The sequence below is a fragment of the Mycobacterium toneyamaense genome, from assembly GCF_055384815.1.
The window spans coordinates 1,168,428-1,191,430 of record NZ_AP040333.1 but is presented as its reverse complement, the minus strand read 5'-3'; the positions used below and the strand labels follow the sequence as shown (position 1 = coordinate 1,191,430).

Genomic DNA, 23,003 nt, shown 5'->3' with positions numbered 1-23,003 from the left:
CAGTTTTACGTCTGCTGGCGGGACTAGCCGCTCTTGCGGCGGAACTCGCGACGGCCACCGCCAACGGCGCCGTGCGACTTGGAGTTCTTGGCCCCGCCGTCCTGGTGGGCGGTGCCGCCGGCAGAACCGGCCTTCTTACGCTCGAGCGCCTCGCGGAACTTACGCTTGGTCTCGTCGGACGATGCTGAACCTTCGGCGGAGTTCTCGGCCATGCACGCAGACTAGCGCGTTCAGCGCACGCCCGGCGGCAGCCCGTACAGGTGGGTTATCGGCATGGTGAGCAGGACCCGACGGTCGGCGACCATTGCCCGCCGGTAGTCGTCCCAGTCGGGGTGCTCACCGGAGATGTTGCGGTACAAGGCAATCAGCCCTTCGACGGTGTCGTCATCGGGTGCTGCAGCGGGCGGGCTCAGCACCGCGTCGCCCTCGGCCACCGCGTACGCCCAGCCGTCATCGGATCGGACGTAGATCGATGCCCGGGCGTCGCGCCGCAGATTGCGCGTCTTGGCCCGGGGCTCGGTGACCGACACCCCGATGGTGACGGCCCGTGGGTCGAAGTAGTAGGACACGTTCGACAACTGTGGTCGTCCGTCGCGCTTGATGGTGGCCAGCACGCCCAGCGAATTGTCACTGATCAGCGCGAGCAGCTTGTCTTCGAAGACCTGACGGGTCATGGCACCCAGCGTACGGTGCAACTGCCTACGATTGGGCGTCATGAGGCAGTTCGTATGACGCGCTACGCGGTATTTCTGCGCGGGGTAAATGTCGGCGGGGTCAATCTCAAGATGGCCGACGTCGCGACCACCTTCCGACAGGCCGGCTTCGACGATGTGAAGACGCTGCTGGCCAGTGGCAACGTCGTGCTGTCGAGTGCGGCGAGGGCCGCGACGGTACGCACGAAAGCCGAAGCGGCGCTGCGGGAATCGTTCGGGTACGACGCCTGGGTGCTGGTGTACCCGATGTCGGAACTGAAGACCATCTCGGCGGACTACCCGTTCGAGCGTGAGGTCGAGGGCCACCATTCATACATCACGTTCGTCAGCGACCCCGATGTGCTCGACGAACTCGCCGCGCTCGAACCGGTCGGCGACGAATTGATCAGCCGCGGTCACGGAGTCCTGTACTGGCAGGTGGCCCGCGGCGACACCCTGGGCAGTGCGATCAGCAAAACCATGGGCAAGAAGCGCTACAAGTCGTCCACCACCACCCGCAATCTGCGGACCGTCGAGAAAGTGCTGGCTGCCGCATGAGTTCGGCCGGCCAAGAAATCCGCCGACCGGCAATGAATTCACGAGAAAATCAAGACATTTCCGACAGCTCAGGCATCACGCGCTTCATGTACTGGTCAAAGTGCGGCACCGTGAAGTCCGCGTAACCGTGGTCGGGAGTGTAGAGCAGGCCCATTGCAATAAGTTCCGACCGGAACGGCGCAACTTGCGGCGACTGCTTGCCGAGGATCGCTGCCACATCCTGCGCTTTTTGTTTTCCTGACCCGAGTTCAGCCATCGCTCGCAAGTACTGCTTTTGCCGTTCTGTACACCGATCGAATCTCACCCGAAAGAACGACTCATCAAGTTTCGAGAGATACACCTCTTCAGCCTGCTGGACATCGGTCCGATTTATGGCGGTACCTTCCGCCACGCCCCAGGCCGCGTATCCCAATTCCTGCAGGAAATATGGGTAGCTGCCGGTGATTTCGAGGGCCAGGTCAAGCGCCGTAGGTTGAAACACCACACCCTCGATTCGAGCCGGCCCAGCAAGCGCCTCTCGCGCGTCATCCTCTTCAAGATTGCCGATCGTCGGGAACTTGAATAGGCGCTCTGCGTACGATTTCGCGTCCCCCGCCAACTCCGCCACCTGAGGTAGCCCCGCCCCCACCATCGTGATCGGAAGCTTCCGCTGCACTGTCTTGTGCATCGCCGCAATCACTGCTTCCAGTTGAGATCTGGTAAGGAATTGCACTTCGTCAAACAGAAGAACCAGGCCGCGGCCGGCCGACTGAGCGGCTTCCCCGACAGCCACGAAAAGATCAGTCAAGTCGAGGCTCAGCTCACCGTGATCCGCTTGCCCTTCTGCCGGAGCACCATCGAACCCGAGCTGCAGTGCTCCGGAGGGATCGATAGACAGCGAGAACGACTTCAAAACTGCTGCGGCTGCGGTCGCCCGCTCAGTCCACCTGGCCTTCGGTGACAGTTCGAGCAAAGCCGTGCGAGTCCGAGAAGCGATGGTCCGCCGGAACTCGGTGTCATCGTTTTTCTGAACCTCAAGTTCAAGCACGACCCAATTCGCCTCGAGTGCCTTCTGCCTGAACTGGCCAAGCAGGACGGTCTTACCGACCCCACGAAGCCCCTTAATGATCATCGACTGCTCTGGACGGCCAAGCTTGAGTCGCCCCAGGAGCAAGTCGAAGGAGTCAAGCTGCGGGCTGCGACCGACGAGCGTTGTCGGCTGAGCACCAGCGTTCGGCGTGTACGGGTTGCGTATGGGGTCCAACCAAGACCTGCTCTCTACCGGTTTAGCCGCCGCGGCTAAACCGCCCTAACTTTCCTAACGACCATACACCATGGTTTAGCCAGATTTCCTAAACTTCCAAAACTCCCAAACCTGTAGTTTAGCCATTTTCCCTAAAGTCACTTAAAGTTCATAACCTCAGCCGGTCCGCCACTATGACCAGGCGCAACTGCGGTTCCTCGGAGAGAGTGCCAACTTCGGTAGCTTCGAAACCATGAGTTCACCGCAGAAGATCGACGGCTCCACGCTGACCGGCGTATCGGAGACCGCACTGATGACCCTGCAGGTCCGGGCAAGCGAAGCGCGCCGACCCGACGGCATCATCGAAGATCCGGTCGCGGTCGAGCTGGTGGACCGCATCGACTTCGATTTCGCCAAGTTCGGCTACTCGAGGCGCTCCGACATGGCGATGCGCGCGTTGGCGTTCGACCGCGCCACCCTCGCCTATCTGCGGGACCACCCGGAGGCCACCGTGGTGGCGCTGGCCGAGGGCCTGCAGACCAGTTCTATCGAATCTCGGCCAGCGATGTCGGAACCAGATGCCGTTGGCTGACAGTTGATCTACCGCCGATGATCGAGGTCCGCAGCAAGCTGCTGCCCCCTGCGGACCGGGTTTCGGTGTGTGCACAGTCGGCGTTGGACTACAGCTGGATGGACCAGGCTGACGCCACCAAAGGCGTCTTCATCACGGCCGAAGGCCTGCTGATGTACCTGCAGCCCGAGGAGTCCTTGGGACTGATCGCCGAGTGCGCCAAGCGGTTTCCGGGCGGACGCATGATGTTCGATTCGCCGCCCGCGCTGTTCGCCCGGCTGGTCGGGCGCGGAATGCGGACGTCCTTGCGCTACCGGGTGCCTCCCATGCCGTTCACCCTGTCGGCAAGCCAGGCCGCGCGACTGGTCGACACCATTCCGGGAATTCGCCAGGTCCACGACGTCGAGTCCCCCGCAACCCGCAGTCGGGTACTCAACGCCATCATGCGAACGGCACAACGGTTTTCGCTGTTCGACCCGGTGCGCCCGGCGATGACGCTGCTCGAATTCGGCTAACCTTCCGCCGAAACGGCATTCCAGCAGGCCCCTTCTCGGACTTTCTCTGCTGGAATGCGGTTTCGGCGACGACCAGCGAACGTGATCGCCATCCGGCAATATGACCGGATGATTCCGCTCTCCTGGACGCCGGTCGGGCCGGACGCCGCTGTCGTCGCCCCCGAGGAACGGCTCAGCTGGCCGCGCACCATCGGCATCGGCGCCCAGCATGTGGTGGCGATGTTCGGCGCGACGTTCCTGGTGCCGGTGCTCACCGGCTTCCCGCCGGCCACGACGCTGTTGTTCTCCGGCATCGGCACCATCGCGTTCCTGTTGATCACCGGAAACCGGCTGCCAAGTTATCTCGGGTCGAGCTTCTCGGTGATCGCGCCGGTCACCGCCGCGGTCGCCGCACACGGAACCGGTAGCGCCCTGGGCGGTTTGATCGCCGTGGGCGCGCTGCTGATCCTGGTCGGCGGGGTCGTGCATCTGGTCGGCACGCACTGGCTCGATGTGACGCTGCCGCCGGTGGTCACCGGCGCGATTGTCGCCCTGATCGGATTCAATCTGGCGCCGGCGGCGAAGAACAATTTCGAGAAGGGGCCGCTCGTCGGGCTCGTGACGCTGGTGCTGCTGGTCGCGACGCTGGCGTTCTTCCGCGGCATCATCGGCCGGCTGGCGATTTTCCTGGCCGTGGTCATCGGCTACCTGCTGGCGCTGGCTCTCGGCGATGTCGACACCGCGGCGATCGCTGCCGCTCCGTGGATCGGGCTGCCCGAATTCCACGGCCCGTCGTTCAGCCTGGCCGTCCTGCCGATGTTCCTGCCGGCGGTGATCGCGCTGATCGCCGAGAACATCGGACACGTGAAATCAGTGGGCCAGATGACCGGCAGGGACCTGGATCCGCTGATGGGCCGGGCGCTGGCGGCCGACGGAGTGGCCACCGTGCTGGCCGGTGCGGGCGGTGGTTCGGCCACCACCACCTACGCCGAGAACATCGGGGTGATGGCCGCGACGCGCATCTACTCGACCGCCGCGTACTGGGTGGCCGCTGCCGTGGCCGTCGCTCTGTCGTTGTGTCCCAAGGTCGGTGCGGCCATCTCGGCCATTCCGCCCGGCGTGCTGGGCGGGGCGACGATCGTGCTCTACGGGCTGGTCGGCATCCTCGGGGTGCGGATCTGGCTGACCAACCACGTGGATTTCTCGCAGCCGATCAACCAGATGACCGCCGCCATCCCGCTGATCATCGGTATCGCGAATTTCACCTGGCAGGCCGGGCCGTTGACGTTCACCGGTATCGCGCTCGGTTCCGTTGCGGCGCTGGTGATCTACCACGGCATGCGTGGGCTGACCGCCGCCCGCGGGACCCGTCAGCCCGCCCAGACGTCCTCGACGTAGCGGTCGGTGCTGACGAGGCCGGCCAGCCAGGCACGGGCCGCGTCGTCGTCGGCACCGGTCCGGCTGCGATAGATGTCCTGGAATGCCCCGCGCACGGCGGGCGCCATCCGGGCACCGTCGCCGCACACGTAGACATGGGTGTCGTTGTCGGGGTTTCCGAGCATGTCCCAGACCTCGTCGGCGTCGGCGGCGATCCGGTCCTGCACATACCTGACCTCGTCACCGGCCCGCGAGAACGCCGGCCGCATCCGCACGATGCCGAGACGTTCGGCGTCCTCGGCCTCGTCGCGGAACAGGTAGTCCACATCGGGGTGCCGCACGCCGAAGAAGCACAGCGCCGCGGTGAACGGCTCCCCCGCTTCCAGCGCGCCCAGCCGGTCTCCGATGAATCCGCGGAAGGGAGCCACGCCCGTGCCGGCGCTGACCAGGATGACGTTGCGGGTCGGATCGGCGCCGGCCCGGAACGCCTGCCGAGCCGGGTCGACCCGCATCCGAATCTGCTGTCCCGGAACAGCATCCGCGAGATAGCTGGACGAGACGCCGCGGAACACGCCGGAACCCGAGCGGGCCGGTCCTTCCAGCACCCCGACCACCAGCTCGACTTCCCGGACCCGGCGGCGGGACGAAGTGGCGATCGAATAATGCCGTGGCGACATCGGCTCGAAGAGTTCCAGCAACTCTTCGCGGCTCAGCTTGGTGGCCGGGAACTCCGCCAGACAATCGGTGATGTTCAGGGCGCGTGCCTCCGGGTCGTCGGCCAGAGCGGTCAGCGCGGCACGCTCCGGTGGGCACGGGTTGGCGGCGGCGAGTTTCAGCAGCTGGCTTCGGGTTGCCGGCTTGCGGAGTTCCAGAAAGTGCGTAAGCAGTTCGCGCACAGTGACTTCCCGGTCGATCGGGATGGCCCGCCGCGTACTGCGCCGCGGATTGATCGAGATGCGCCGATCGAGCCGCAAATCCAGCAGCTCACCGACCTCGTCCACCAGAACGGGGCTGTTGTCCGGCAACACGGTGAGGTGATCACCGGTCTGATAGTCGACGCCGTCGGGCAGCGCGATGCGGATCAACCGCTTGTCCTGTCCGAACTCGGATCCGGTGTCCACCAACGGAATGTTGTCCAGCACCGTCGCCGGCTGCACCTGATGGCGCGCGTCGATCGCGGCGGTGACCGGACCGTCGATGGCACGGAGATCGTAGAGCGACTCGTCGACCACGGGTTCATCGGCGACGATGGTGCCGAACACACCGCCGAGCGCGTTCCACAGCGCCACCGAGAAATCCTCCACCACACCGGCGAAGTCACCCGAGGTGTCGGCCTCGGCCATCGGAAGCAGTTGCGTGGCACTGAGTTCCGCGAGCCGCGCGTCGATGCGCCGGGGTATCGCCATGTAGGTCTCGGCCCAGTTGCGGTCGCCGACACCCAGAACCGCATACGGCACGGCCGGAGCCGTGGCGTCCGGTCCGTCCAGCCATTCCACAAAGGCGCGGGCGTCGTCGGTCGGCATCCCGTTGTACGACGCGGCGACGATCACCACTGCCCCTTGCTCCGGCAGTGCCGCGGTCGCGGAATCCAGTGCGGCGACGGTCGTTTCGTAGCCGAGGTCGACGGCTTCGTCCCCCAGTTGCTGTGCCAGCGAGCGGCAGTTGCCGAGGTTCGACCCATGCAGCACAAGTAGTTTCGTGCCCGGCGGCACCGCCGCCCGGGACTGCGTCACCGGCGCGGCCGCGACGGCTGCGGGGGCCTGCGTACGCTCCTCCGGGGTACGGCGGATGAGCTGCACGTGGAAGCCCTCCGGTTTGCGCAGCAGGTCGCTGTGCGTGCGCAACGTGTAGTGCTCGACGTCGACGAACCGGTAGCGGTGCACCAGGGTCGCGAGCGCCATCGTCGCCTCGTGCAGCGCGAACTGGCGTCCGATGCAGGAGCGCGCACCGGTGCCGAACGGCTTGAACAGGTTGACCGGCCGCTGCCCGGCCCGGTCGGCGCCGAACCGGTCCGGATCGAAGATCTCGACGTTGTCGCCCCACTCCGGTTGCCGGTGCAGCGACGACGTCAACACCGTCACCGCTTCGCCCTGCCGCACCGGATACCGGCCACCGATGACGGTGTCCGCCAAGGCCATTCGGTCGAATTCCCGCACCGGCGGGGACAGCCGCAACGCCTCGTCGATGATCTGGCGGATGTAGGTGAGCTTGCCGATCTCGTCGAACGCCGGCACGTGGTCATCGTCGGGGCCGAACACCGCGTCGGCCTCGGTCTGTGCCCGGTGCAGCACCGCCGGGTTCTTGACGATGCTGTACAGCGCCGTCGGCATCAGTATCGATGTCGTGTCCTGCCCGGCGACCAGGAACGTGGCGATCTGGTTGCGAATGCTGTCGTCGTCGAGGATCGGTGTCCCGTCGGGACCGGGCTGCAGCATCAGGGCCAAGAGATCGTCGAGATCCACTTCGCCCGCGCGGTGCTGCGCGATCAGGTCCGCGATGAAGCTGAACAGCTTCCCGCGCTCGGTCTCGAACACCGCCTGGTCGGCGCCCGGTCCGAGCAGTATCTGGTTCAGGGTGGCTGCGAAACTCGCTGGGATGTCGGCGAGTCCGTCGTGCTGATAGGAGTCGAACCGGGCCCCGAAACCAGCCAGACCGACGGTGTCCATGGCCAGCTTCGCCAGATCACCGGCCACGTCCACCGTCCGCGTGCCGACCGCCGCGTCCCACTGTGCGATCAGTTGCCGGTTGATGTCGAGCATGGCGGGGTGATAGCTGCGCAGCCCGCTGAAGCTGAAGCCGGGGATCAAGACGTCGTGAGCTTCCTGCCAGCCCTCCTCGCCGGGGTACGCGGTGAACAGCCCGTTGCCGACCACCGGGCGGAACCTCGCCAACCGGCCCGTGAGTGCTTTGCTGAACCGGCTCTCATCGCAGAGTTCGTCGACCAGTGCCAGCGAGCAGGCATAGAGGCGGCGGCCGGGCCCGAGGTCGGCGTAGAACAGTGGGCCGTACTGCTCGGAGAGCAAGTCCAGCGGCAACGAATAAGGCCGCCCGGGCACTGGCCCGGACGGCAACTCGACACCGACAGCTGAAGGGACATCGGGAATCTCGGGCGGCACCGCTGGCGAGAAGCTCTCCATTCACGCCAGCGTACACGGCCGCCCTGAGAGCAGATCAGGAAACCGGCGCGAACGCTTGAACTTCTGCGCGACGGGCGGCGGCGAACCGCAGGTTCGGATCCGTGACCGCGCCGTGCCGCAGCACCTCGCGGTCGAAGTTGTAGTTCATCGACATCACCCAGGGGCCAGCGGCGCCCTGCCGCGGCAGCGTGTCCGCGACCCGCTGCACGTATCCCGCCGCGAAGTCCAGCAGCGGCTTGGTTTCCATGCCCGGATCGTCGAACTCCGGCCGGACGCTGTCGAATCCGCGTTCGTCCATGTGGCTCAGCAGTCGGCAGAAGTGCTCGCACAGCAAGCCGACCTTGAGCGTCCACGACGAGTTGGTGTAGCCGAAAGCGAAGGCGAAGTTCGGCACACCCGACAGCATGATGCCCTTGTAGGCGACGGTTTCCGAGAGGTCCACCGCCTGACCGTCGACGGTCAGCGTCATCCCGCCGAACAGCTGGACGTTCAAACCGGTTGCGGTGACGATGATGTCGGCATCCAGGTGCTGCCCGGATTCCAGTTCGATGCCGGTCTCGGTGAAGGTCGCGATCCGGTCGGTGACCACCGCGGCCTTGCCGCTGCCGATCGCCTTGAACAGGTCGGCGTCGGGCACCGTGCACAGGCGCTGGTCCCACGGCTTGTAGTCGGGGCTGAAATGGGTGTCGACGGGATAGCCCGCGGGCAGCTCGCGGGCGTTGGTCCAGCGGATCAACCGCCGGGCGGCGGCCGGATACTTCTGGCAGAAGGTGTAGACGGCGCGCTGCCGGATGACGTTCTTGCGCCGGGCCAGCGCGTAGCCGCGGTCGGCGCCGAGTACGCGACCGGCCACGTTGGCGAACGCGTCTTTCGACGGCACCGGCAGGATGTACGTCGGCGACCGCTGCAGCATGGTGACGTGCGCGGCCTTGGCCGCCATCGACGGCACCAGCGTCACCGCGGTCGCCCCGCTGCCGATGATGACGACCTTCTTGCCCGTGTAGTCGAGGTCCTCGGGCCAGTGCTGCGGGTGCACGACCTGGCCGGCGAAGCGGTCGCGGCCCGGGAACTGCGGGGTGAAGCCCTGGTCGTAGCGGTAGTAGCCGCCGGCACAGAAGAGCCAGTTGGCGGAGATTTGCACCAGTTCGTCGGTGTCGGTGCGCTCGACGTCGACGAGCCACCGCGCGGTGCCGCTGTCCCACGCGGCACCCAGCACTTTGTGGTGGAACCGGATGTTGCGGTCGATGTTGTTCTCGCGGACCGTCTCTCGCAGATAGGCGAGGATCTTGTCTGCGGAGGCGATGGCATCCTCGTCGCGCCACGGCTTGAACTCGTAGCCGAAGGTGTGCAGGTCGGAGTCAGAGCGAATGCCGGGGTACCGGAACAGGTCCCAGGTTCCGCCGGTCGCGCCACGGGATTCCAGGATGGCGTACGACCGCCCGGGATGTTCCTGCTGCAGGTAGTAGGCGGCACCGATGCCGGAGATTCCGGCGCCGACGATGAGGACGTCGACCTGGGTGGTGTTGGCGGTGTGCTCCATTGCAGACTCCCTGCTTGGCGGTGGTGGGCGTGGCAACAATGTTGGCGGCTGCCGGCCGCCAGCTGAAGGTCAAAACATCTCAGATTTTACTGCTGGCGGTGCATTTTGCACCACTCGCAGTAGGCTGACGCCATGGAGGCAACACAGCCGTCGCCGCAGGTACGCGAACTGATCCGGCAGTGCGCGCAGGTGGTCGTCAATGCCCCCGCGGAATGGCTCGAGGAACTCGACCGCGCCGTGCTGGGCGCCAACCCTGCCATCGCCTCCGATCCCGAGCTGGCGGCGGCCGTCAGCCGCAGCAATCGCTCGAATCTGCTGTTCTGGGGTGCGGCCAACGTGCGCGAGCCCGGTGCCCCGGTGCCACCCAACGCGGGCGCCGAACCAATGAGCGTCGCCCGGGAAATGGTCCGGCGCGGCGTCGACTCGTACACCCTTGACGCGTACCGAGTCGGCGAGGGCGTGGCATGGCGACGCCTGATGGATATCGCCTTCGAACTGACCTCCGACGCCGGCGACCTGCACGCGATGCTCGACGTCTGCTCACAGTCGATCAGCGACTTCATCGAGGCCACCCTGGCGGCCATCGCCGCCCAGATGGAGCTCGAGCGCGACGAACTCACCCGCGGCAGCCACGCCGAGCGGCGTGCGACAGTGACACTGCTCCTGGAGGGCGCTCCCATCCCCCGTCAGCGCGCGGAGAGCCGTCTGGCTTACGGACTCGGTGGCAGCCACACCGCCGCCGTCATCTGGACCGACGATCCGGATAGCGATCTGTCTCAATTAGAAAGCGCCGCCGAGGCTTTCGGGCAAGCCGCGGGTGGCCGACCGCTCAGCGTCCTGGCCAGTACCGCCACGCGGTGGGTATGGGCGCCCGGCCCTGTCGATGTCGACTCGCTGACGCATGCCGCCGGACGCGAAGTGCGGATCGCAATCGGGTCGACGGGCACCGGGGTCGACGGGTTCCGGCGCAGCCACTTCGATGCCCTCACCACGCAACACATGATGGCGCGCTTGCACTCGCCGCAGCAGGTCGCCGAATTCACCGACATCGAGATGGTGTCGCTACTGACCACCAACGCCGATCGCGCCGCGGTATTCGTCAAGCGAGTGCTGGGTGACTTCGAATCCGCGAGCCCCGAATTGCATTCAGCAGTGCGAATGTTCGTCCGCGAGCAATGCAACGTGTCCCGCGCCGCCGGCAAATTGTTCACCCACCGCAACACCTTGTTGCGCAGACTGGCCCGGGCCGACGAACTGCTGCCCCGCCCGTTGGCCGACAACAGCATCGAAGTCGGCGTCGCACTCGACGTGTTGCACTGGCGCGGTTGAGGTTTCAGCGCCGGAAATATCCACTCGGCAATGCCACGCGACGCTGCTACCGTTGATTCGTGACTTTCCGGTACGACGACCAGCTCGCCGAGGTGTCTTCGACACCGACGGCGGCTTTGTCGTACGCAGACACCGCCGGCTCCATAGCCCGGCACGAATCGAGTGAGCAGAGCAGCGTTTTCTGGCAGCCCATGCGCTTCGCGTCGTACCGCCGTACTTCCGCCGCGCATGCCGGCGTGCGCGGCGGCCGCAAGCTCGGGCCAGAAGACAACTCTCACAAATTCCACAATCTCGCAGTTTTCCCTGGCAGGAACGTCGCCTGACGTCCCCGTAGTTCTGTGTGCCCAATTGCGTTGCACGGGAATTGAATACAGGAAAATACCCACTGGACAGCACCGGCCTTCGGTGCGCATCATTGAGCTACCCGGATCGATCCGGACAGCCAGCGCAGGCCGAATCAGCTTGCTCTGCAAGAACTTTGAGAACTCAATAGTGTTGGCATTCGCGCTCGTGGCGAAATCTCGGTAGACGCGCCCGGCTCAAACCCGGGTGCCGGTAGCCCCGGCGTGCAGGTTCAAGTCCTGCCGAGCGCACGCATGCCCCGCTGGCCCAACTGGAAGAGGCACTGGATTTAGGTTCCAGGTGTTGGGGGTTCGACTCCCTCGCGGGGCACAACGGGCCGCTGGTGAAATCGCCTATCACTCTTGGCTTTTACCCATGAATTCCGGGTTCGAGCCCCGGGCGACCCACATGCGCCGTTAGCTGAGTTGGGATAGCACCAGACTCTTAATCTGGAGACGGGGGATCGAAACCCTCACGGCGTACGTTGCTTTTCCCGCCGGTGCGGTGTAACTGGTTTGCACGTCAGTCTTCCAAACTGAAAGGGCGAGTTCGAGTCTCGTCACCGGTTCGATGCGGATGTGGCTCAATCGGTAGGGCATCGGTCTCCAAAGCCGCAGGTTGCAGGTTCGAGTCCTGCCATCCGCGCCAACCACTTGCCCGCAAGATCAATCAGAAAGGAGGCACGCGGCATGAGGCATTTCCGACAACGCAAGGCCAGTCACCGGGCCGTGGCGGTGTACAACGCCGACTACCGCGTGCTGACCCACGTGAGCTGGCAGGAGGCGGTCCGGCTGCTGCTGCGGGGTTCGGTCTACGTGATCGAACGCCACAGTCCGGCCGTGCACATACACAGCCCGTCGACTGTCATCGAGCTGCCCGCATCCGTCGCGCTGCATCAGTACGTCCACGTGCCGTACCGGCCGCACAACCGGGTCACCCGTGACGGGGTCCTGGCTCGCGACGGCTACACCTGCGGCTATTGCGGTGGCCATGGCGACACGGTGGATCACATCGAGCCGGTGTCGCGAGGCGGGCAAGACACCTGGCTGAACCTCATTACGGCGTGCGCGCCGTGCAACGGCCGCAAGAGTGACCGCACACCGGAGGAAGCCGGTATGCGGCTGCTCTGGGAGCCCTATGAACCCCGCGATCGGGATCGCTACCGGGTCCCCGAATTGGTTTGAAACCCGTCGGGCGGGGCGGGAGGTCCGTCACCTCTCGCCCCGCCACGACGAAACACGTTGCCCCGTAGCTCAACTGGCAGAGCAGCTCCCTGTTACGGAGTAGGTTGCAGGTCCGACTCCTGCCGGGGTAGCCAAGCGTGCGCGGCGACGCGGGAGTGTCGCACCTGGCTGTAAACCAGAGGCCTTCAGGCACAGGGGGTTCGAATCCCTCCGCACGCACCGATGACCCGTGGTGTAACCGGTAGCACTGCTGATTTTGGTTCAGCCGGTTCAGGTTCGAATCCTGGCGGGTCAGCTTCAGGAAGACAGCGCGCCGTGGTGGCGCATCCCGTTTCGAAAACGGGCGCGGGGTGAAAGCCCTGGGGTTCGACTCCTCTGTCTTCCGCTGTGTGCGATGCCGAAGCGGTCGAGGCCCCAGGTTGTGAGCTTGGGCGAAGCGGGTTCGAGTCCCGTCGCACACCCCAACTTCGACAACGCCTCGGATTGCAGTCACCCACTGACTGCAATCCGAGGCACTAACCCAATGTCCGGTAGCTCATCTGGTTAGAGCGTCGCCCTGATACGGCGGAGGCAGGTGGTTCAAGCCCATCCCGGACAACCACGGAGGCGTGGCAGAACGGTAATGCAGCGGCTTGCTGAGCCGTGGCCGCTGTCCAGCGGTTGTGGGTTCGACTCCCGCCGCCTCCGCCAAATGCCCCTGTAGCTCAACGGAAGAGCACCTGCTTTCGACGCAGATGGCTGGGAGTTCGAATCTCTCCAGGGGCGCGCATGCGCAGGTAGCTCAGTTGGTCAGAGCGCCGTCCTTATAAGACGGATGCCGCGGGTTCAATCCCCGTCCTGCGCACCACCCTCCGGCGGCAGTGCCAGGTCAAAGCCGTCACCAAGGGCTGACAATGTCACGTTTTGCGACAGCTCCCAGCGCGCACTCATGCGAAGCCTGGCAGCGGCCAGGAACTGGCGCGCGAATGTGCACACAGCTCGCCGGATCCGCGAAACGGGCGCTCTGCTCGCACACTCGCGAAGCACCCCGCCCTACTCGAACGCCGCGTCCAGGTACCGCAGCGCGTCGGCTTTCAGCACGCCCAATGCCCGGGCGGTGTCGGCGAAGGCATTGGCCGCGTCCACCATCGCCGCGGCAGCCGGGTCGGCAGCCGCCACGAAAGTACCTGACCTCCCCCGGGTTTCGAGGACCCCGGCGGTCTCGAGCTCACGGTAGGCCCGGGCGACGGTATTGGCGGCCATTCCCAGCGTGCCGGCGAGGTCGCGGACGGTGGGCAGCCGGGTCCCGGCAGGCAGCCGGCCATCGCGAATGGCGTCGATGATCTGCAGCCGCAGCTGGTCGAACAACGGCCCCGCGTGCGGGTCGAGGCGGACCCACTCACCGAAATCGGTCACCAGCCGAGTATGACCGATGACGAGGTGGCCCAGATCACCCAAGACCCGATAACGTGGTCCAATGCGGGTGACGGTGTTCAGCGGTGCGGGGATGTCCGCCGACAGTGGCGTGCCGACCTTCCGGGACGCCGAGACCGGACTGTGGGCCAACACCGACCCCTACGAGATCTCGAGTTCGGACGCCTGGCGCCGCCACCCCGAGCGGGTGTTCGCCTGGTATCTGTGGCGCCACCACATGATGGGCAACGTGGCCCCGAACGACGGGCACCGGGCCGTGGCCGCGTGGCAGGACTACACCGAGGTCGACATCGTCACCCAGAACATCGACAACCTGCATGAGCGCGCCGGCAGCACTCGGGTGCACCACCTGCACGGCAGCCTGTTCCAGTTCCATTGCGACAGTTGCAAAGCCAACTTCGAAGGCACGCTGCCGCCGATGCCTGAGCCCGAAATCGCCATAGAACCGCCGGAGTGCTACTGCGGCGGCCTCGTGCGGCCCAATGTCGTGTGGTTCGGCGAGAACCTGCCCTCCGACGCCTGGAACAACTCGGTCGCAGCGGTCAGCGGGGCCGACCTGGTGATCACCGTCGGCACGTCGTCGGTGGTATACCCGGCGGCGTCCCTACCGGAAGCCGCTGTGCAGCAGGGCATCCCGGTGATCGAGGTGAATCCGAAGCCGACACCGTTCTCCGATCTGGCCACAGTGTCCCTGCGCGAGACGGCGGCCAACGCGCTGCCGACCCTGTTACAGCGCCTGCCGGAACTGCTGTCGACGATCAAGCAGGCCTGACGGCCCGACCCAACGCCACTTCCGCCAGCGGCACCCAGCCCGGCAGCATCAGCACACGACGGGCATCCGAAACCTCGAAACCTGCGCCGACGATGCTCCGCTCGGTCTCCCGATGCGCGTGACAGTTGCCCGAAATCTTCGGCCAGAACGTCGAATCCAGGAATCGCTGCACCCGGCCACGCACCCCGCCGCTGGCGACGTGCTCGAAGTAGCGCAGCTCGCCACCCGGCTTGAGCCGTGAATACATCTGCCGCAGCACACTTTCCGGTTCGTCGACCGAACACAGCACCAGCGAGCACACCACGGCGTCGAAAAGGTCGTCACCGTCGAAGTTCTCGACGGTCTCGGTGCGGACCGTCACCGGCACCGGCGCGGTCAGCGCCGCCTTCCGGGCCAGCGGCGCCAGCCGGACCTCCGGCTCGACGGCCACCACCTCGGTCACGGTGTCCGGGTAGAACGCGAAGTTGGTTCCGGTTCCGGCGCCGATTTCCAGTACCCGGCCGCGGAGCCCCGCCAGATTCTCCTGCCGCAGCCTGGTCATGAACTTGCGCTCGCGTGACGACATCGCGATCCACATGCGGGCGAAGAACGGATTGTCCACCGAGGTATCGGTCATCGTCAGGAACCTTTCAGTCGCTCGACCAGCTGTTGCGGCGTCGTATCCGGTCCGCCCAGTCCTCTCACCATGCCACCGAGGCACGCGGCGCTGAGCACCCGGTCGGCGAACTCCTCGGGATCGCCGAACGGCAGATACGGCCGCGAGATGAACAACGCCGCAAGACCGTGCGCCACCGTCCACAACCCGAGCGCCGCCACCGTCACGTCGCCGACGGGATAGCCGCCCTCGTCCATCAGGGCCTGCACCGAATCCCGCATATGCATGAATGCCGCGGTGTTCAGGGCCTGGTCCACGTCGCTGCCGGGATGTCCCTCGGACATCATGGCGATCCGGTAGAGCTCGGGGTTCTGGCGGGCGAAGCGGACGTATGCCAGCCCTTGTGCCCGCAACCGGTCGATCGTCGTCGGCTGTTCGGCGGCCACGTGCTGCATCACGTCGTCCAGTTGCTCGAAGTACCGGCCGCACACCGCGTCCAACAAGGTGTCCTTGTCAGCGAAATGCAGGTAGATCGATGGCGGGGTGACGCCCACCCGCTGCGCGACGGACCGGATGGACACCGCCTTCTCCTGGTTCGATTCCAGGAGAATTTCGGTTGCCGCGTCCAGGATTTCGTCGCGCAGCTGGTCGCCGGACCCGCGCGGCGCACGACGCCGTTTGGCCGCCGTCATCGCGCGCCGCATGCCGACGGCTCGGGCGCCGTTTCACTGATGCCGATGCGTTTGTGCAGCCGGGCCAGCGGCGCCGGCGCCCACCAGTTCCACCGCCCCATCAGGTGCATGAACGCCGGCACCAGCACCGTCCGTACCAGGGTGGCATCCACGAGGACGGCGATGGTCAGGCCGAGCCCGAACATCCGCATGAACGACACTTCCGCGGCGATCAGCGCGCCGAACGAAATCGACATCACGAGCGCCGCCGCGGTGATGACCCGTCCGGTGTGGGCCAGGCCGAGCGCGACGCTCTCGTCGTTGTCCTGTTCGACGAGCCAGAACTCCCGGATGCGGGCGACCAGGAACACCTCGTAGTCCATCGACAGCCCGAACGCGATGCAGAACAGCAGCACCGGCATGTTGGATGCCAGCGTCCCCGTCGCCGTGGTACCGAGCGCGCCGAGGTGACCGTCCTGGAAGATCCAGACCAGCGCACCGAATGCCGCGGTGAGTGAAAGGACATTGAGGACAACGGCTTTCACCGGAAGGACCACGCTGCCGGTGAGCAGGAAAAGCAGCCCGAGTGTGATGACAGCGATGACGGCCAGCACCCACGGCAGCCGGTCGGTGACGGCCTGCACGCTGTCGTGACTGATCTGGGCGACGCCCGCCAACTGCACCAGCCGCCCGTCCGGTCCGCGAACGGCGTGCACCGCATCGAGCTGCGCCTGAGACGCGTCCGAGAACAGCGGCGCGCTGCTGCCGATCGTCAGGAAGGCGCTGCCGTCGACGATCGCCGCGCCGGGACCGGCCGGGCCCACTTTCCGGCCGCCGACGAAAGTGCCAGTGGGCGAGGAGACTTCGGTGACCGCGGCGACGCGCGAGACATCGGCGGCGTACGTATCGAAAGCGGCCGGGCTCAGCCCGGCGGCGTCGGGAATGACGGCGGTGATGTCGGTGGCGGAGTTGTTGGCGAAGTCGTTGCGCAGCTGGTCCCCCAACTGGTGTGCCGACGCCGTGGTCGGTAGTACCCGCTCGTCGGGGAATCCCCACTTCGCGCCGAGGAAGGGCGCGCCCAGGACCAACAGCAGTGCGACGACGGCGAGGCTCGCCGAGACCGAGCGGCGCATCACGGCTTTGGCGGCGCGGTACCAGAACAATTCCTGCACGGGTTTGGGCGTGGTGTCGCGCCGGAACAGGTGCGGCAGGCTGAGGGAATCGAGCCGGTCGCCGAGGAGCCAGATGGCGGCCGGCGTGACGATCACCGCGGCCGCGGCGGCGAATGCGACCGTCGCGATGCCGGCGTACGCGATGGAGGTGAGGAAGTACATCGGGAACATCAGCATCGCGGCCATCGACAGGCCGACCGTCGTCGCCGAGAACAACACGGTGCGGCCCGCGGTGACCATGGTGCGGATCAGCGCCTGGTCCCGCGGCTGGCCCTCGGCCACCTCGTCGCGGTAGCGACTGATGATCAGCAATGTGTAGTCGATGGCGAGGGCGAGCCCGAGCGCGGTGGCGACGTTCAGCGCGAAGACGGACACGTCGGTGAAGAACGTGATGGTCCGCAGCACCGCCAGGGTGCCGGTCATCGCCAATCCGCCCACCAGGATCGGCAACGCCGCGGCGACCAGTCCCCCGAACACCCACACCAGCACCAGGAAGCTGAGCGGTATCGCGATGGACTCCATCAGCAGCAGATCATGTTCTGTCTGGGTGTTGATCTGGGAGTAGATGATCGCCCCGCCACCGGCCTTGACGGTGACGCCGGGCCGGTCGTGGACGACCTGGTCGGCGAGTTCCTGGGCGTACTTCTGCGCGTTGTTCTCGCCGCCGTTCATGCCGGCCACGATCAGCCCGGACTTGCCGTCCTTGCTGATCAATTCCCCGGCCGCGGCCGGCGGCACCGTCCAGGCCGAAGACACGTAGGCGACGTGCGGCGAAGCCTTCAGATGGTCGACGATCTCGCGGGCGGCCGCGGAAGCCGCCGGGCCGTGGACCCCGTCAGGCGCCGTGACGGTAACCAGCATCGGCATGTCGCCCTGGTGGAACTTGGTGGCCAGCAGCCGGCTGGCTTGTGCCGACTCGGACTTCGGATCTTGGAAGCCGCCCGCGGGCAGGGTCTTGACGACCGGGACACCGAAGATCGCCGCGGCGATCAGGACCAGCCCCGCCACCGCCAGAATTCTCTTCGGCGCGGCGATGGCCAGCAGCGCGATGCGGTTCAGCATGCAGTCCCCTTCTGCTAACACCGCTAAGTTATCGTCGATAACTCAGACCTGTCAATGCTCACTCACCCCTGGTCACGAGATTTATTGACGTCTGGTTCACACCGCCCACCAGGCGTTACCGCGGTGACCGTCATCATGTTTGCTACTGGCCAGTGAACTAAGCCGCGACCAGGACCGCTGTCCGCACATCAAGATCACCTGCGACCTTGCGGAATGTGAGCTACCCACGGGTCACTTGGGGGTCGGAGTAGGCCAACCTACCCAGCGGTAAGAATTGCCAACGTTTTCCGAATCGTGACTCAATGATTTCTTAATAGCGACCCATAGCCTCATAGACATGTGGATCGACGACACCAACGCAGATGTCATCAAAGTAGATTTCGATGCCCTGTACCACGGGGACGTCCTGATCGAGGGTGACACGTCCGAGCAGTTCCCCGACCTCGCCGAGGCTGTCTGATTCCGCGGGTTCACCCGCGAGTCTGACGCCGCGCCGAAGCGCGACGCCGCTGCGCACAAACCGCGTGCGCACGCAGGGACTCGTCGGAGTGATTTCCAGCGTCAAAGCCGCCGACCGATACGGTCGGCGGCTTTTGTTGTGTCCGGGGCCGGGGCCCGCCGACGGCTACAGCCCCAGGTCGCGACCGATGACCTCACGCATGATCTCGTTGGAGCCCGCCCAAATCTTGGTGACGCGGGCGTCCTTCCAAGCCCGCGCGACCCGGTACTCGTTCATGAAGCCGTAGCCGCCGTGGATCTGGACGCAGTTGTCCAGAATTTCGTTCTGCACCACCGAACTCCAGTACTTGGCTTTCGCCGCATCGATGGCAGTCAGCTCACCACTCAGGTGCGCCACCACGCAGTTGTCGACATAGGCCTGCGTCACATCGAGTTTGGTGACCATCTCGGCGAGCAGGAACTTGTTCCATTGCAGCGAGCCGATGGCTTGACCGAACGCCTTGCGCTCCTTGGCGTACTCGACGGTGTCTTCCAGAATCCGCCGGGCGTGGGCGAGGTTGGCCACCGCGACGCTGATCCGCTCCTGGGGCAGCAACGTCATCATGTGGATGAAGCCCCGGTCGACCTCACCGATGATCGCCGACTCGTCGACCCGGACGTCTTCGAAGAACAGCTCCGCGGTGTCCGCTTCGGGCTGGCCCACCTTGTCCAGCTTGCGCCCGCGCGTGAACCCCGGCATGCCCGTTTCGACGGCGAACAGCGTGATGCCCTTGGAGCCCTTTTCGGGTGCGGTTCTCGAGGCGACGATCACCATGTCGGCCTGGGTCCCGTTGGTGATGAACGTCTTCGAGCCGTTGATGATGTAACTGGACCCGTCCTTGACCGCGGTGGTCTTCAACGCGGCCAGGTCCGATCCACCGGAGGGCTCGGTCATCCCGATAGCGGTGATCATCTCGCCGGTGCAGAACTTCGGCAGCCACCGCCGCTTCTGTTCCTCGGTGGTCAGCGTGACCAGATATGGTGCGGCGCAGTCGTAATGGATGGTGAACGCCGACGCCGCGGCGGCACTGGACCGCGAAAGCTCTTCGCACAGAACGGTGTTGAAGCGGTAATCGCCCGCGGCGCTACCGCCGTACTCTTCGGGCACCTCCAGCCCCAGATACCCGTTGCGGCCGGCCTCCAGCCACACCTCACGGTCGATGTAGCGCTGCTCGATGAACTTGTCTTCATTTGGCTCGATGTGTCGAGAGACGAATTCGCGCACCGAGGCACGGAAGTCGTCGTGATCTACCTCGAACAAGCTGCGCTGCATATCAAAGTCCTTAACGCGGGTCGCCTTTGGCCAAAAGCTACCCCGCCGGCCGCCACCGAACGCAGTGAGGGCCGTGACCCGGTGGGAGTCACGGCCCTCGGCGCATGAATTGCGGCTAGACGCCGGCGAGTTCGGCTTCGCCCGCGCCGACCATCCGGGCCAGCCGGCCGGTGATGATCTCCTCGGCTTCCCCGACGATGCGGTGAATCAGCTCGTCGCACGTCGGGATGTCGTGGATCAGGCCCATGACGGTGCCCGCGGTCCAGATGCCGGCGTCGAGGTCGCCGTTCTCGAACACCTTGCGGCCCCGCACACCGGCCACCAGATCCTTGACGTCCTCGAACTGGCCGCCGCCCTTGAGGATTTCCACCACCTCACGCGAGACGGCGTTGGACGCCACGCGCGCGGTGTTGCGCAGGCTGCGGAAGATCAGCTCGGTGCCGCGCTCGTCGGTCGCCACGATGGCTTCCTTGACGTTCTGGTGGATGCACGACTCGACGGTGCACATGAAGCGCGTGCCCATGTTGATGCCGTCCGCGCCGAGCGCCAGTGCGGCCACCAGGCCGCGGGCGTCACCGAAGCCGCCCGAGGCGATCATCGGGATCTCGATCTCCTTGGCCGCGGCCGGGATGAGCACCAGGCCTGGCACGTCGTCCTCACCGGGGTGACCGGCGCACTCGAAACCGTCGATGCTGATGCCGTCGACGCCGAGGCTCTGGGCCTTGACGGCGTGGCGCACCGAGGTGCACTTGTGCAGCACCTTGATGCCGGCGTCATGGAACATCGGCAGGTGCGGTCCCGGGTTGGAACCGGCCGTCTCCACGATCTTGATGCCGGCGTCGACGATCACCTTGCGGTACTCGTCGTACGGCGGCGGGTTGATCGACGGCAGGATCGTCAGGTTCACGCCGAACGGCTTGTCCGTCAGGTCGCGGGTCTTGGCGATCTCGTTGGCCAGATCCGCCGGCGTCGGCTGTGTCAGCGCGGTGATGAAACCCAGGCCGCCCGCATTGGCAACGGCGGCAACCAGTTCCGCGCGACCGACCCACTGCATGCCGCCCTGGGCGATCGGGTGCTCGACACCGAAGGCCTCGGTGAACTTCGTCCGGATTCCCATCAGCGCGGCGCCATCCGGATCGCGCCGTCGAGGCGGATCACTTCGCCGTTGAGCATCGGGTTCTCGATGATGTGCTGCGCCAGGAACCCGTACTCGTCCGGGTCACCCAGGCGAGCCGGGTGCGGCACCTGCTGGCCGAGGGACTTCTGCGCCTCTTCCGGCAGCGAGCCCAGCAGCGGGGTCTTGAACAGGCCGGGGGCGATGGTGCAGACGCGGATCAGCTCACGCGAGAGGTCGCGGGCGATCGGCAGCGTCATGCCGACGACGCCACCCTTGGACGCCGAGTACGCGGCCTGACCGATCTGGCCGTCGAACGCCGCCACCGACGCGGTGTTGATGATGACGCCCTTCTCGCCGTCGACCGCCTCGGTCTTGGCGATGCGCTCGGCCGACAGGCGGATGACGTTGAACGTGCCGATCAGGTTGACCTCGACGACCTTGCGGAAGCCGGCCAGCGGGAAGGCGCCGTCCTTGCTCAGGGTCTTGATGGCGTTGCCGATGCCCGCACAGTTCACGTTGATCCGGACCGGGCCCATCTCCTCGGCTGCGTCGAGCGCCGCGCTCACGCCGGCCTCGTCGGTGACGTCGGTGGCGACGAACTTGGCGCGCGGGCCCAGCTCGGCGACGACGTCCTCACCCTTGAGGTCGATGACGACGACGCTGCCGCCGGCGTCGAGCAGGCGCTTGGTGGTCGCCAGGCCGAGGCCTGACGCGCCGCCCGTCACGACGGCCACGGAATCTTTGATCTGCATTGATGCAATTCCCTTCTTGTTACGGAAATCTGTGGGGCGCCTCAGGCCCAGTCGCGCAGGACCGACTCGGTGTCGGAACCGGGCACGCGAGGCGGCGTCGGCACGCTCGGCACGCTGCGGGAGAACCGCGGCGCGGGCATCGGCTCGAGGTTGTCGCCGTCGTCGGGCGAGAACCGGAAGAAGGTGTCGCGCTCGGCGATGTGCGGCTCGGTCTCGACCTCGGCGAAGCTCAGGACGGGGCTGACGCACGCGTCCGAGCCGGTGAACACCTTGGCCCAGTGGTCCCGGGTCTGCGCCTTGAAGGCAGCGGTGAAGATCTCGCGCAGCTCGGGCCAGCGGGCGACGTCGTTCTGGCCGGGCAGGGCCGCCGGGTCGAGTTCCAGCTTGGCCAGCAGCTCGGCGTAGAACTGCGGCTCGATGGAGCCGACGGCCATGTACTTGCCGTCGGCGGTCTCGTAGGTGTCGTAGTACGGCGCGCCGGTGTCGAGCATGTTGGTGCCGCGCTCGTCGCTCCACATGCCCTGCCGGCGGAAGCCCCACATCATCTGCATGAGCACGCTGGAGCCGTCGACCATCGCGGCGTCGATCACCTGGCCCTTGCCGGAGGTCTGCCGCTCGAACAGCGCGGACAGGATGCCGACCAGCAGGAACATCGACCCGCCACCGAAGTCGCCGGCCAGGTTCAGCGGCGGCACCGGGCGCTCGCCCTTGCGGCCGACGGCGTGCAGCAGGCCGTTGAGCGAGATGTAGTTGATGTCGTGGCCGGCCTGCAGGGCGCGCGGGCCCGTCTGGCCCCAGCCCGTCATGCGGCCGTAGATCAGGCGCTCGTTGACCGCGGCACAATCCTCCGGGCCAAGGCCCAGCCGCTCGGTGACGCCCGGGCGGAAACCTTCGATGAGAACGTCGGCCTTCTTGATCAGGTTCAGGACCAGCTCGCGGCCTTCGTCGCTCTTCAGGTCGGCGGTGACGGACCGGCGGTTGCGCAGCATCGAGTCGCCGCTGGGCTTGCCGGACTTGCTCGGGCGCTCCACGCGCACCACGTCGGCGCCCAGGTCACCCAGGATCATCGCCGCGTGCGGCCCGGGGCCGATGCCGGCCAACTCGACAACGCGCAGTCCCTGCAGTGGTCCAGCCATCTAAATGCACCTCTTGGTCGATCGGTTTGAGCCCAGTTCTATTGACCGCAACATAGCTTACTTGTATAACGAAGTCTGTCTAGTGCGGGCATCTGG

Annotated in this window: 20 protein-coding genes, 15 tRNA genes and 1 pseudogene; 23 read left to right on the top strand and 13 right to left on the bottom strand. The window is 65.9% G+C overall.

Going from position 1 to position 23,003, the window contains the following annotated elements:
• Positions 1–23: 23 nt before the first annotated feature.
• Both ACZ5IQ_RS05865 and ACZ5IQ_RS05860 read right to left on the bottom strand, forming a co-directional pair.
• Positions 24–212, bottom strand: a complete 189-nt coding sequence (locus tag ACZ5IQ_RS05865) for a DUF5302 domain-containing protein (RefSeq protein ID WP_061003916.1) — start codon at positions 210–212, stop codon at positions 24–26.
• A gap of 18 nt (positions 213–230) precedes the next feature.
• Positions 231–674 carry a PPOX class F420-dependent oxidoreductase gene (locus tag ACZ5IQ_RS05860; RefSeq protein WP_061003919.1) on the bottom strand — a complete coding sequence of 148 codons (444 nt, stop codon included), beginning with the start codon at positions 672–674 and terminating at the stop codon, positions 231–233.
• Positions 675–728: 54 nt separating this feature from the next.
• On the opposite strand from ACZ5IQ_RS05860, the gene ACZ5IQ_RS05855 reads away from it, so the two are divergent.
• Positions 729–1,250, top strand: coding sequence for a DUF1697 domain-containing protein (locus ACZ5IQ_RS05855; RefSeq protein ID WP_064859950.1), 522 nt, complete (start codon positions 729–731; stop codon positions 1,248–1,250).
• Between the two features lie 49 nt (positions 1,251–1,299).
• On the opposite strand, the gene ACZ5IQ_RS05850 is transcribed toward ACZ5IQ_RS05855, so the two are convergent.
• Positions 1,300–2,493, bottom strand: coding sequence for an ATP-binding protein (locus ACZ5IQ_RS05850; protein ID WP_064859951.1), 1,194 nt, complete (start codon positions 2,491–2,493; stop codon positions 1,300–1,302).
• 232 nt (positions 2,494–2,725) lie between these two features.
• Here ACZ5IQ_RS05850 and ACZ5IQ_RS05845 point away from each other — a divergent pair.
• Together ACZ5IQ_RS05845 and ACZ5IQ_RS05840 are read left to right on the top strand one after the other, a co-directional pair.
• Positions 2,726–3,558: pseudogene (locus tag ACZ5IQ_RS05845) on the top strand (class I SAM-dependent methyltransferase).
• A gap of 108 nt (positions 3,559–3,666) precedes the next feature.
• The gene (locus ACZ5IQ_RS05840) at positions 3,667–4,935 is read left to right on the top strand and encodes a uracil-xanthine permease family protein (RefSeq protein WP_135357099.1); all 1,269 of its coding nucleotides are present in this window, start codon (positions 3,667–3,669) and stop codon (positions 4,933–4,935) included.
• On the opposite strand, the gene ACZ5IQ_RS05835 is transcribed toward ACZ5IQ_RS05840, so the two are convergent.
• Positions 4,908–8,051: a bifunctional cytochrome P450/NADPH--P450 reductase gene (locus ACZ5IQ_RS05835; protein ID WP_064859952.1), complete on the bottom strand. Its 3,144-nt coding sequence runs from the start codon at positions 8,049–8,051 to the stop codon at positions 4,908–4,910. The genes ACZ5IQ_RS05840 and ACZ5IQ_RS05835 overlap by 28 nt on opposite strands.
• A gap of 34 nt (positions 8,052–8,085) precedes the next feature.
• Positions 8,086–9,591: a flavin-containing monooxygenase gene (locus tag ACZ5IQ_RS05830; RefSeq protein ID WP_135357098.1), complete on the bottom strand. Its 1,506-nt coding sequence runs from the start codon at positions 9,589–9,591 to the stop codon at positions 8,086–8,088.
• Between the two features lie 132 nt (positions 9,592–9,723).
• On the opposite strand from ACZ5IQ_RS05830, the gene ACZ5IQ_RS05825 reads away from it, so the two are divergent.
• The 18 genes from ACZ5IQ_RS05825 (at position 9,724) to ACZ5IQ_RS05740 (ending at position 13,293) form a co-directional block, all read left to right on the top strand.
• Positions 9,724–10,920, top strand: coding sequence for a PucR family transcriptional regulator (locus tag ACZ5IQ_RS05825; RefSeq protein WP_212812668.1), 1,197 nt, complete (start codon positions 9,724–9,726; stop codon positions 10,918–10,920).
• A 59-nt stretch (positions 10,921–10,979) separates the two neighbouring features.
• Complete coding sequence (locus ACZ5IQ_RS05820) at positions 10,980–11,243, top strand: hypothetical protein (RefSeq protein WP_138248208.1); 264 nt, start codon at positions 10,980–10,982, stop codon at positions 11,241–11,243.
• Between the two features lie 181 nt (positions 11,244–11,424).
• A tRNA-Leu gene (locus tag ACZ5IQ_RS05815) sits at positions 11,425–11,513 on the top strand.
• Positions 11,514–11,518: 5 nt separating this feature from the next.
• Positions 11,519–11,592, top strand: a tRNA-Leu gene (locus tag ACZ5IQ_RS05810).
• Between the two features lie 4 nt (positions 11,593–11,596).
• A tRNA-Lys gene (locus ACZ5IQ_RS05805) sits at positions 11,597–11,669 on the top strand.
• A 3-nt stretch (positions 11,670–11,672) separates the two neighbouring features.
• Positions 11,673–11,744, top strand: a tRNA-Lys gene (locus ACZ5IQ_RS05800).
• Positions 11,745–11,757: 13 nt separating this feature from the next.
• Positions 11,758–11,830: transfer RNA gene (locus tag ACZ5IQ_RS05795), tRNA-Gly, on the top strand.
• Positions 11,831–11,834: 4 nt separating this feature from the next.
• Positions 11,835–11,910 (top strand) — tRNA-Trp (locus ACZ5IQ_RS05790).
• 41 nt (positions 11,911–11,951) lie between these two features.
• The gene (locus ACZ5IQ_RS05785) at positions 11,952–12,446 is read left to right on the top strand and encodes an HNH endonuclease (RefSeq protein ID WP_464480963.1); all 495 of its coding nucleotides are present in this window, start codon (positions 11,952–11,954) and stop codon (positions 12,444–12,446) included.
• A 58-nt stretch (positions 12,447–12,504) separates the two neighbouring features.
• A tRNA-Asn gene (locus ACZ5IQ_RS05780) sits at positions 12,505–12,580 on the top strand.
• 1 nt (position 12,581) lies between these two features.
• Positions 12,582–12,665, top strand: a tRNA-Tyr gene (locus ACZ5IQ_RS05775).
• Positions 12,666–12,669: 4 nt separating this feature from the next.
• Positions 12,670–12,741: transfer RNA gene (locus ACZ5IQ_RS05770), tRNA-Gln, on the top strand.
• A gap of 5 nt (positions 12,742–12,746) precedes the next feature.
• Positions 12,747–12,831, top strand: a tRNA-Ser gene (locus ACZ5IQ_RS05765).
• 2 nt (positions 12,832–12,833) lie between these two features.
• A tRNA-His gene (locus tag ACZ5IQ_RS05760) sits at positions 12,834–12,910 on the top strand.
• A 60-nt stretch (positions 12,911–12,970) separates the two neighbouring features.
• Positions 12,971–13,047 (top strand) — tRNA-Ile (locus tag ACZ5IQ_RS05755).
• A gap of 1 nt (position 13,048) precedes the next feature.
• Positions 13,049–13,136 (top strand) — tRNA-Ser (locus ACZ5IQ_RS05750).
• Positions 13,137–13,139: 3 nt separating this feature from the next.
• Positions 13,140–13,211: transfer RNA gene (locus ACZ5IQ_RS05745), tRNA-Arg, on the top strand.
• Positions 13,212–13,216: 5 nt separating this feature from the next.
• Positions 13,217–13,293 (top strand) — tRNA-Ile (locus tag ACZ5IQ_RS05740).
• 185 nt (positions 13,294–13,478) lie between these two features.
• On the opposite strand, the gene ACZ5IQ_RS05735 is transcribed toward ACZ5IQ_RS05740, so the two are convergent.
• Positions 13,479–13,841 (bottom strand): GntR family transcriptional regulator, encoded by a 363-nt coding sequence (locus ACZ5IQ_RS05735; RefSeq protein WP_029104729.1) that lies wholly within the window; start codon positions 13,839–13,841, stop codon positions 13,479–13,481.
• Between the two features lie 61 nt (positions 13,842–13,902).
• Here ACZ5IQ_RS05735 and ACZ5IQ_RS05730 point away from each other — a divergent pair, with 61 nt between their 5' ends.
• Complete coding sequence (locus tag ACZ5IQ_RS05730; RefSeq protein WP_346415161.1) at positions 13,903–14,631, top strand: NAD-dependent deacylase; 729 nt, start codon at positions 13,903–13,905, stop codon at positions 14,629–14,631.
• Here the strand turns inward: ACZ5IQ_RS05730 and ACZ5IQ_RS05725 are convergent.
• From ACZ5IQ_RS05725 to ACZ5IQ_RS05715, 3 genes are read right to left on the bottom strand one after another with little or no spacing between them, the layout of a single operon-like run.
• Positions 14,618–15,247 carry a class I SAM-dependent methyltransferase gene (locus tag ACZ5IQ_RS05725; RefSeq protein WP_464480962.1) on the bottom strand — a complete coding sequence of 210 codons (630 nt, stop codon included), beginning with the start codon at positions 15,245–15,247 and terminating at the stop codon, positions 14,618–14,620. The two genes, ACZ5IQ_RS05730 and ACZ5IQ_RS05725, sit on opposite strands and share 14 nt — an antisense overlap.
• A gap of 2 nt (positions 15,248–15,249) precedes the next feature.
• Positions 15,250–15,930 (bottom strand): TetR/AcrR family transcriptional regulator, encoded by a 681-nt coding sequence (locus ACZ5IQ_RS05720; RefSeq protein ID WP_464480961.1) that lies wholly within the window; start codon positions 15,928–15,930, stop codon positions 15,250–15,252.
• Positions 15,915–18,131 (bottom strand): MMPL family transporter, encoded by a 2,217-nt coding sequence (locus ACZ5IQ_RS05715; protein ID WP_406784210.1) that lies wholly within the window; start codon positions 18,129–18,131, stop codon positions 15,915–15,917. Before ACZ5IQ_RS05715 ends, ACZ5IQ_RS05720 begins: the two co-directional genes overlap by 16 nt.
• A gap of 337 nt (positions 18,132–18,468) precedes the next feature.
• Here ACZ5IQ_RS05715 and ACZ5IQ_RS05710 point away from each other — a divergent pair, with 337 nt between their 5' ends.
• A complete protein-coding gene (locus tag ACZ5IQ_RS05710) occupies positions 18,469–18,591 on the top strand; it encodes a hypothetical protein (protein WP_020099274.1) in 123 nt (40 codons plus the stop codon).
• A gap of 165 nt (positions 18,592–18,756) precedes the next feature.
• On the opposite strand, the gene ACZ5IQ_RS05705 is transcribed toward ACZ5IQ_RS05710, so the two are convergent.
• From ACZ5IQ_RS05705 to ACZ5IQ_RS05690, 4 genes are all read right to left on the bottom strand, one after another.
• Entirely contained in the window at positions 18,757–19,902 is a 1,146-nt protein-coding gene (locus ACZ5IQ_RS05705) for an acyl-CoA dehydrogenase family protein (protein ID WP_464480960.1), read from the bottom strand.
• A 115-nt stretch (positions 19,903–20,017) separates the two neighbouring features.
• Entirely contained in the window at positions 20,018–21,019 is a 1,002-nt protein-coding gene (locus ACZ5IQ_RS05700) for an NAD(P)H-dependent flavin oxidoreductase (RefSeq protein WP_406776026.1), read from the bottom strand.
• Entirely contained in the window at positions 21,019–21,771 is a 753-nt protein-coding gene (locus ACZ5IQ_RS05695) for a 3-hydroxyacyl-CoA dehydrogenase (protein WP_061003937.1), read from the bottom strand. Before ACZ5IQ_RS05695 ends, ACZ5IQ_RS05700 begins: the two co-directional genes overlap by 1 nt.
• Positions 21,772–21,812: 41 nt before the next feature.
• Positions 21,813–22,907, bottom strand: coding sequence for a CaiB/BaiF CoA transferase family protein (locus ACZ5IQ_RS05690; RefSeq protein WP_464480959.1), 1,095 nt, complete (start codon positions 22,905–22,907; stop codon positions 21,813–21,815).
• Positions 22,908–23,003 lie beyond the last annotated feature (96 nt).

Coding starts and splice junctions, on each gene's coding strand:
- ACZ5IQ_RS05705 (WP_464480960.1), bottom strand. CDS start 19,902: ATGCAGCGCAGCTTGTTCGAGGTAGATCACGACGACTTCCGTGCCTCG.
- ACZ5IQ_RS05825 (WP_212812668.1), top strand. CDS start 9,724: ATGGAGGCAACACAGCCGTCGCCGCAGGTACGCGAACTGATCCGGCAG.
- ACZ5IQ_RS05700 (WP_406776026.1), bottom strand. CDS start 21,019: ATGGGAATCCGGACGAAGTTCACCGAGGCCTTCGGTGTCGAGCACCCG.
- ACZ5IQ_RS05715 (WP_406784210.1), bottom strand. CDS start 18,131: ATGCTGAACCGCATCGCGCTGCTGGCCATCGCCGCGCCGAAGAGAATT.
- ACZ5IQ_RS05840 (WP_135357099.1), top strand. CDS start 3,667: ATGATTCCGCTCTCCTGGACGCCGGTCGGGCCGGACGCCGCTGTCGTC.
- ACZ5IQ_RS05855 (WP_064859950.1), top strand. CDS start 729: ATGACGCGCTACGCGGTATTTCTGCGCGGGGTAAATGTCGGCGGGGTC.
- ACZ5IQ_RS05730 (WP_346415161.1), top strand. CDS start 13,903: ATGCGGGTGACGGTGTTCAGCGGTGCGGGGATGTCCGCCGACAGTGGC.
- ACZ5IQ_RS05725 (WP_464480962.1), bottom strand. CDS start 15,247: ATGACCGATACCTCGGTGGACAATCCGTTCTTCGCCCGCATGTGGATC.
- ACZ5IQ_RS05860 (WP_061003919.1), bottom strand. CDS start 674: ATGACCCGTCAGGTCTTCGAAGACAAGCTGCTCGCGCTGATCAGTGAC.
- ACZ5IQ_RS05835 (WP_064859952.1), bottom strand. CDS start 8,051: ATGGAGAGCTTCTCGCCAGCGGTGCCGCCCGAGATTCCCGATGTCCCT.
- ACZ5IQ_RS05695 (WP_061003937.1), bottom strand. CDS start 21,771: ATGCAGATCAAAGATTCCGTGGCCGTCGTGACGGGCGGCGCGTCAGGC.
- ACZ5IQ_RS05865 (WP_061003916.1), bottom strand. CDS start 212: ATGGCCGAGAACTCCGCCGAAGGTTCAGCATCGTCCGACGAGACCAAG.
- ACZ5IQ_RS05690 (WP_464480959.1), bottom strand. CDS start 22,907: ATGGCTGGACCACTGCAGGGACTGCGCGTTGTCGAGTTGGCCGGCATC.
- ACZ5IQ_RS05830 (WP_135357098.1), bottom strand. CDS start 9,591: ATGGAGCACACCGCCAACACCACCCAGGTCGACGTCCTCATCGTCGGC.
- ACZ5IQ_RS05710 (WP_020099274.1), top strand. CDS start 18,469: ATGTGGATCGACGACACCAACGCAGATGTCATCAAAGTAGATTTCGAT.
- ACZ5IQ_RS05785 (WP_464480963.1), top strand. CDS start 11,952: ATGAGGCATTTCCGACAACGCAAGGCCAGTCACCGGGCCGTGGCGGTG.
- ACZ5IQ_RS05720 (WP_464480961.1), bottom strand. CDS start 15,930: ATGCGGCGCGCGATGACGGCGGCCAAACGGCGTCGTGCGCCGCGCGGG.